Genomic DNA, 598 nt, shown 5'->3' on the forward strand with positions numbered 1-598 from the left:
TTGTTGCGTAGTGCTTGGTGACCAGGACGGCTGGGGCACCAATAGGTTGTCAAAGGCCGAGTCGATTTTGGGGACTGGGATGTCCCAAAATCTATCACGAGGCCGAAGACACGCTTGATAGCCTTCGATGAGATGGGTCGTGTTACTGGGAGAACCCTGCAGGATGAAGGATGTACGGTGAGCCATGCCGATGAGACTGATTTCCTTGCGGATTTCCACTTTGCCTTTCATGGCTTTTCCATAGGGGCTCATGTCGGCCACCTGGCCTACGAAACCGGAAGTGCAGGCCTGGCCGCCGGTGTTGGAATAGACCTGCGTATCGAGAATCAGGATCTTGACCGGCATGCCCGATGCCAGTGCCCGGGACAGATTCTGGAAGCCGATATCGAACATGGCGCCGTCGCCACCGATGGAAACCACGGGCGGACAGAGCTGCCACCGCTGCCAGCCATGGAGAGCGAAGCGAAGGCTGGTAGACCCCAGTAGCCGCGAGGCCGCACTGCTTACCCGTCGTGCGCATAGCGCCAGAGGGGAAGCAAAGTAGGCATCCAAACGCGGCGTCCAGTCATTGGGAGCCAAGTACGGAGCAGCAACGAGC

The 598-nt window shown here is 58.5% G+C and carries 1 protein-coding gene; it reads right to left on the minus strand.

Annotated elements, in window-relative coordinates:
- Positions 1-598: thiamine pyrophosphate-dependent enzyme (locus ACOCD2_RS25145; protein WP_419626377.1), on the minus strand; the 598-nt coding region annotated here is incomplete at both ends.

The sequence above is a fragment of the Thiolapillus sp. genome (assembly GCF_048562965.1).
GTDB lineage: Bacteria > Pseudomonadota > Gammaproteobacteria > Chromatiales > Chromatiaceae > Thiolapillus > Thiolapillus brandeum_A.